The organism is Sphingobacterium sp. IITKGP-BTPF85, from assembly GCF_001006065.1.
Classification (GTDB): domain Bacteria; phylum Bacteroidota; class Bacteroidia; order Sphingobacteriales; family Sphingobacteriaceae; genus Sphingobacterium; species Sphingobacterium anhuiense.
On sequence record NZ_ASZT02000196.1, the window covers coordinates 1 to 7,396 of the forward strand.

The 7,396-nt window shown below is 35.7% G+C and carries 5 protein-coding genes; 2 read left to right on the forward strand and 3 right to left on the reverse strand.

Annotated elements, in window-relative coordinates:
* Positions 1-283: 283 nt before the first annotated feature.
* Positions 284-2,941, reverse strand: a complete 2,658-nt coding sequence (locus L950_RS23185; protein WP_021191339.1) for a DUF5916 domain-containing protein — start codon at positions 2,939-2,941, stop codon at positions 284-286.
* A 423-nt stretch (positions 2,942-3,364) separates the two neighbouring features.
* On the opposite strand from L950_RS23185, the gene L950_RS23190 reads away from it, so the two are divergent.
* A complete protein-coding gene (locus L950_RS23190; RefSeq protein ID WP_021191340.1) occupies positions 3,365-4,468 on the forward strand; it encodes a hypothetical protein in 1,104 nt (367 codons plus the stop codon).
* A 28-nt stretch (positions 4,469-4,496) separates the two neighbouring features.
* Here L950_RS23190 and L950_RS23195 read toward each other — a convergent pair whose 3' ends face one another.
* Entirely contained in the window at positions 4,497-4,838 is a 342-nt protein-coding gene (locus L950_RS23195) for a Rieske (2Fe-2S) protein (RefSeq protein ID WP_021191341.1), read from the reverse strand.
* 70 nt (positions 4,839-4,908) lie between these two features.
* Here L950_RS23195 and ychF point away from each other — a divergent pair, with 70 nt between their 5' ends.
* Positions 4,909-6,009 (forward strand): redox-regulated ATPase YchF, encoded by a 1,101-nt coding sequence (ychF, locus tag L950_RS23200; RefSeq protein WP_021191342.1) that lies wholly within the window; start codon positions 4,909-4,911, stop codon positions 6,007-6,009.
* A 56-nt stretch (positions 6,010-6,065) separates the two neighbouring features.
* On the opposite strand, the gene L950_RS23205 is transcribed toward ychF, so the two are convergent.
* Positions 6,066-7,396, reverse strand: a 1,331-nt coding sequence (locus tag L950_RS23205) for a PNGase F N-terminal domain-containing protein (protein ID WP_021191343.1), incomplete at its 5' end; no start/stop codon positions are given.

Below are 7,396 nucleotides of genomic sequence, written 5' to 3' on the forward strand. Positions count from 1 at the left end.
CCTCTATTTAGAGGAAATTCTTACTGTAACAAAATCAGGTCGCTTGGGCTAAAGAATATGCAATTGCAAATGAAAAAAAATTCATTAGACTAGATACTCATAGTGGGAATGATAAAATAAACAACTACTACATAAGCTGTGGTTTTATATTTAAAGGAGTAAGTCAAATTAAATGGACCCCAGAATTACCTGAACATTATAAAGAAGGATCATTTAGCTTGTTTGAGATAGCATTATAAAAAAACTATTCGCTTCTTATCCTCAGCAAGATAAGAAGCGAATACTACATATTGATCCAATAATTGATCTTCATCATAAAAGTATTGCTTGCGGGTAACCCAAACATCCGATCTAGATTATTTCCCCAGCCGGTTTGATAAATCTCGTCACGATTAGATCGATTATGTTCCCAGACAAGATACAAAGTAGATCCAGGAAGATACTCCCAGCGCGCAACTAAGTTTGAGCGAAATTCATTAAAACTAAAGTTTGGATCTTTGAACTTTAGCACATGGTTTCCTTTATCAACTTCATAAACACCTGAATTAAAACTTATTTCCTCTGCAGTAAACGTTCTAAAACGATCCTCATAAGTGTGAGAATTTGTATTCGCGGCTTCTTTAAAGTGATCATATTTAGCAACTGAAGTGAAAGGAGAACCATAATATTGAATTGAAATATCAGGTGTTAGATTCATCTGCATATTTAAGGTAATACCATAGGTTTGTTGTTTCATACGCCCCATAACATAGGTCGTGCGATCTGTACTGTTTTCCGTTGGTAAAATACTATTTACATATTGCAGATTATCTTTATTCCATGCATAATTTAGCTGTCCTGTAAGACGAACATGGTCCCCTAACCGGAAGATCATACTTGGGTGTATTGCATTATACCCTGTCTCCTGTTCCAAATAGTGTCGCCCATTATAATCTAATTTAAAAACGATCCGTTTTGCACGATCTGAACTAACCATTACATTAGATTCAAAATTAGAATTCAATCTTAAGTCTGGCCCTCCACGAAGTTGACGGCTATCAATGGTATTCCAGTTAAAGGTTTCCTTGATATCCATTTCGATACGACGTTTCGTACTTAAACTCCTCCAACGGAGTGCAATATTATTATTAATAGCCTTTCCACCATAATTCCACATATTTTTCTGCGTTAGATTAATTCCTGCAAAACGAAATGGGCCCCATGGATCTGTTTTTCGATAGGTGATCTCAGATTCATTAAATTTAAAATCAGATTGACGAAGATACCCCACATTGTTAAGATCGAATCCCGGTGATGACCAACTAAAAGTTTCTGCAAAATTCCATTGCGCATTTCCTCTCTTACCCACTTTTACATAACCACCTGTACCTTGTAAGGTCTTCTTATCCGGATCTAAATTCAGATAACCCGAGCCTGATTCACGTTGATAATAGTGGGTCGCATTCATTTTCGTATTAAGGATCGCATCCGCTGAGCCATGTAAAGTACTGAACATACCTTTTGCATCGATATAGTAAAGACGCTTAGCAAAGTACTGAGTAAAATCAACTCCACTTGTGAAAGCATTTTCAACCATTGCATCTTCCAGATGTTTTCTTCCTAACTTACGATTTACCGAAGTTACCATACCACCTAATAGCGTATTACCTTCCCAATTTTTTTGTACACGAGCCACCGTATAATTGGTTAAAGGCTCTGTAATCTCTTTATCGGGTTCACCATTTCGCATCACTTTAGAAGTAGTCTCCGCAGTAATGCTTTCCAGAAACCCAACTGTAACACCATTTCTGTTCGTGCCAGTTAACTTCATAGCACCTAAAATGGGAATAGGATTTGGTGTGCTCGCAAAACTTGTCAGATTATCTATATTTTTGGGTTGATAAGTAGGCATTGCTCCTATTCTACGGGAGTAAAACATCATCCCCTCTTCATTATTATCAAACTCCAAAATATGTTTACCTTCAAGAAAAAAAGGTCTCTTTTCATCATAAAAAATCTCGAAAGCAGATAGATTCATGACCGACGGATCCAGTTCAACCTGACCATAATCTGGATTTATAGTCATATCCAGTGTAAAATCATTCAGTGCAAATTTCGCATCTAAACCCGCAGTGGCTTGCCACCTGCTCCCTTTCTGAAAAGGGCTGTTAGGTACTTTCGGATTTCGGACAAATTTGCTCATCGTGTATGGCAAAAATTCAATTCCTCTTGGCTTTGGCAAGTCTGTCATACCGTGCATCTCTCCAAAAGAAAAAACATGTCCATTATTTTTTATTGGAATTAAACTCCAATTCTGGACCTCATTATTTCTCCGAATGATACGCCTTACGTGTAAACCCCAAATACCATCTTCATTTTTCTGATTATAACGTAATTGACTAAAAGGAATCCTCAGTTCTGTCGTCCAGCTTGAATCTGCAAGGTCGATATTCGTCCGTCCTTCCCACACAGTATTCCAACTCAGATTGACAGATAATTTATCCGTCACCGTCAAATCTGTCTTATTTCCCCCGAGATTAACATTAAATTCAGATGCCACACGATAATCATGATAGGTGTCAAATGCAATACTGATCAAATCTCCATTACTGTTATCATCGCGATTACCAATAAATGCATTCATGGTTTCCGGGTGTACATCCTTACAATAAACTCCTACATAAACATTTTCATCATCATAAAATATTTTCATCCGAGTCCATGAGGGTGTATAAACGCGTTCAAAAGGAATTACCTGAGAAAACTTTTCCGACCATTCTCCCTTATCCTTCCATATAGTTTCATCCAGTTTCCCATCAATTCGAGGCTGTTCTCCTGTAAGTTTTGTAATATGATACGCTCTTTTATAAGCGCTGTCTAAAGAAACGACCTCTTTTCTTTGATCCTGAGCCTGACATAGACTATGGATGAACAAAGAAGCCAGGAAACAATAATATTTCATAAATTATCCAATTATTTTTGTAGGTTCTATATAATATTGGTGTTATATATAAGTCAATCGACCAAGTTAAATAAAATAAATCATACTATAATTGAATTTGCAACAGATTATTAAGATAACTTCCTTTGTTAAGAATTAAGATTCATAAAAAGCATACCGAACTCAGTTCCTAGCATCAATCTATAAACATCCCAACAATATTTCTCGCAAGTAAATGGAAAATTAAATGAAAACACTATCTTAGTAATCAATAGCTAATTATTTAAACCTTTTTATGATTAATTCCACTAATAACACGACCATATACTGGAGTTTTGGAAAAAAATAGGATTCCGTTTTTCTTTCGTTTTTATTTTATTATTTATAGTGATATGTAATAACGGTTCATTCCCTCTATTCAGCTTCATCAATAGACCATTGATTATGCTAATGCATATCTGTACACCATGGTTTTCGAAAAATATATTAAAATATCAATACGACTATTCCATTTTCTCCAACGGTAGCGGAGATACTTCTTATGACTGGGTAACACTTCTGATATTAGTTATCATTGGAGTTCTGGGAACCATCATTTGGACCTTGATAGATACTAAAAGAAATAATTACAATAAGTGCTATTATTGGTTGACGGTCTTTATTCGCTATTACATTGCATTCATGCTCATCAACTATGGTGTAAGCAAATTGATGCATGCGCAAATGCCGCCTCCAGGATTGACCAAGCTTATGCAACCTCTAGGTGAATTTTCTCCAATGGGATTGGCATGGAATTTCTTTGGTTTTTCGAAAGGATACAATATTTTTATTGGTATTGTGGAGGTAATGGCAGGCCTACTCCTGTTTAGGAAAACAATGGTTTTAGGCGCTTTAATCACAGTGGCTACAAGTTTAAATATAATGGCCATAAACTATTTTTACGATGTACCTGTAAAGTTGATGTCAACTGCACTAGTCTTATTATCGGTATTTTTATTACTTCCATATCTCAAATCTTTAACAGACCTTTTTTTCAAAGGCGAGTCTAGTCAACTTAAGCAAATTAATAGGCCAGTGTTCAATAGAGTATGGAAAAAGTGGGTTGCATCGATATGCAAAGTCTTAGTGATTATGCTGTTTATCTCAACCCAGCTATTTGGTGTTTTTAATCAAAAAAAAATAATAGCACAATATTTCAAAAAATCGCCATTGTATGGTATCTATCAAATTGACACAACTTCAGAAAAAAGAGTTAGCATACCCAATGATTGGTCATTTCTAATCTTTGAATATGAAGGAAATGCACGAGCTCGTGATAATTTTTACAATGTACAACGAATCGGAGTCGGCTTTAATACATCAGAAAATAAGATGACCTTAAACAATTACACCTTTGATTATAAACTGGAGGAGAATGGTGATGTGCTATTAAAAGTAAAAATAAAAGAGCGATTGGAAGAAATCAGACTTAAAAAAAGAGATCCGAAAACATTTGAGTTAATGAATCGTGGTTTTAACTGGATACAGGAATATCCTCACAACAAATAATCGTATCCAATCATTAATCAAAAAACTCTTATTTAAATAGCCTGCTAAAGAAAGAACCTGAAGATTCAATGGCAACATACAATTCTTCATTTTCAACTTTAGTAGGGTATATCTTAATAAAATCCCCTTGTCCGGGACAACCTGTGCCACTTGTCAAATTAAATCTATGCCGGTGATAAGAACAAACAATCTCTTCACCTTCGCACCAACCCGTTACAAATGAAGCTCCCGCATGTGGACATTTCCTAGAAAATGCTTTCCAGCCATTTGCATTATGCAAAATACACAACCGGGTACGCCCCGCTTCTACCTCATAAATTCGGTCTTCAACATAAATACTCGTCTTATCGATCTTATACCATTGCAACATAATTAAAGATACATAGAAAGTTTCGACTTATTTTTTATCTTTGCGTAAATTCAAAAAACTAGCATATTTTATGGCTTTACAATGCGGTATCGTTGGATTACCTAACGTAGGTAAATCAACACTATTTAACTGTTTGTCTAACGCTAAAGCACAAGCGGCAAACTTTCCTTTTTGTACTATTGAACCAAATGTTGGGGTTATCACTGTTCCTGATACCCGTCTTAATAAATTAGCTGAATTGGTTAATCCTCAAAAAATTGTTCCAAATACAATTGAGATTGTTGATATCGCTGGTTTAGTAAAAGGCGCTTCTAAAGGTGAAGGTCTTGGTAATCAATTCTTAGGGAATATTCGTACAACAAATGCAATTATTCACGTTTTACGTTGTTTCGATGACGGCAATGTGATCCATGTTGATGGATCTGTAGATCCTATTCGTGACAAAGAAATCATTGATACTGAGTTACAGTTGAAAGATTTGGATACTGTTGTGAAACGTATTCAAAAAGTAGAAAAAATGGCCAAAACAGGTGGAGATAAAGATGCAAAACGCACTTACGAAATCTTATCTATTGTAAAAGACCATTTAGAAGCTGGTAAATCAGCTCGTACAGCACCTCTTGAAAAAGACGATTTCGATTTCATTCAAGATTTAGCATTACTAACTGTAAAACCTGTATTATATGTGTGTAATGTGGACGAAGCTTCTGTCAATACCGGTAATGCTTATGTTGACCGTGTAAAAGAAGAAGTTAAGGATGAAAATGCACAGGTATTAATTATTTCTGCTCAGATTGAATCGGAAATTGCACAATTAGAAAGTTTTGAAGAGCGTCAGATGTTCTTAGATGATCTAGGTTTAGCAGAATCTGGTGTTTCTAAATTGATCGTGGCAGCTTATTCACTACTGGACTTAGCAACATACTTTACTGCTGGTGTGCAGGAAGTTCGTGCTTGGACAATTGAAAAAGGATTTACAGCCCCACAAGCAGCAGGTGTTATCCACACAGACTTTGAAAAAGGATTTATCCGTGCAGAGGTCATTAAATATAATGATTTTATCGAATTAGGATCTGAGGCAGCTTGTAAAGAAGCTGGTAAATTATCGGTAGAAGGAAAAACATATATTGTTGAAGATGGTGATATTATGCACTTCAGATTCAATGTATAATTAATATTAAAATAATTAGAAAGGGCTGAAAATAAATATTTTCAGCCCTTTTCGTTTTAGTCATATAACAATACACCCGATACATTCCAGCTGCTGAAGCTTGTTCCCTCGCTTTCGCCTTGCGGAATATGAACACGGACAGTATGCTTTCCAGCTTTAAGTTTTCCTATATCGATAAAAATAGGATAAGTTACCGTTCCTGGACACCAATTAGAACGACTCAAATCCGAAGAAGATAGACCATTAGCAAAATTTCCGGAAGCAGGATTACTTAATCGATATGATCCACAATCATTACGCCATGGTGTAAAGCTAAATAATGGCACTTCGTTAAGAAATATACGATTTGTTTTAGGGACAAATTCATCACCATTCCCCCATCCACCATGTCCAGTAGTAACATAGCGCAGTTGAACATTTTCCGCATCCTCCTTCAACTCAAAAGTTACTGCCAAACCTTGATCCTTATTGAACATCGTTCCATACTCCTGCCCACCCATTTCCATTACATTAGTAGTATTAAAAATTGGCAGTAATTTTTTTAATGATTGGCTTCTATCAAAACCCGGATGTACCGTCAATTCAAGACTTATCTCATGGCCATTTTTATCATAATTTCCAATAAAAGCACCTACATAAACTTCCTGATCACTGATAGCCCCCGCAAGCTCGCTGATATCCTGTCTATATAATACAGAATCTTGCCAGGTCTTGCCCTTCAATTTTAAATAATTAAATTGACTCACACCAAAAGGTGTAAAGAAGCGCATAAGCTCTAAGATAGGAGAATAATTAGACGTACGGATCACGCCTTGGTATTTTTTACCATTACCATTATCATAAAACGGTAGCGTATTCATCCCTTTTTGCATACCATCTAAAAAAGACAGTTGCTGATCTTGTGGAATAATAAAAACAGAACCTGTACGATCGTAAGCGTCACCTTTAGATTTTTCAGGCAATTGCACAAATACAGTTTGTCCTGGATTAATCTTTGGAATTTTTACTTTTTTAACAATGACAGTACCATTTGCAAATCTTAAAATACTATCCGATTTACTATCATCAGAGAAGCTGATCTTTTCATTTTTAAAGACAGGAACTTGTGTAAACCTGCTTTTCCACAGCTCATCTTTATAGGTCAAATCATCAACATAAACCAATGACTGAGGCAAGTTTAATGACGTTGGCCATTCCTTTAGTTTTTCTATTTTACTTGCTGTTACTGCTGAATTACCATTACGGACTACTTCAAGTACAAAGCCAAGGTTCTGCCCTAAATCTGAAGGACCACCTTTTACCTTCAGCTCGGTCGTATACCAGATATCAATGCTATTCGAGTTTACACTTGTTTTTGCCCTATAGCAAGTATAGCCTAATATTTTTT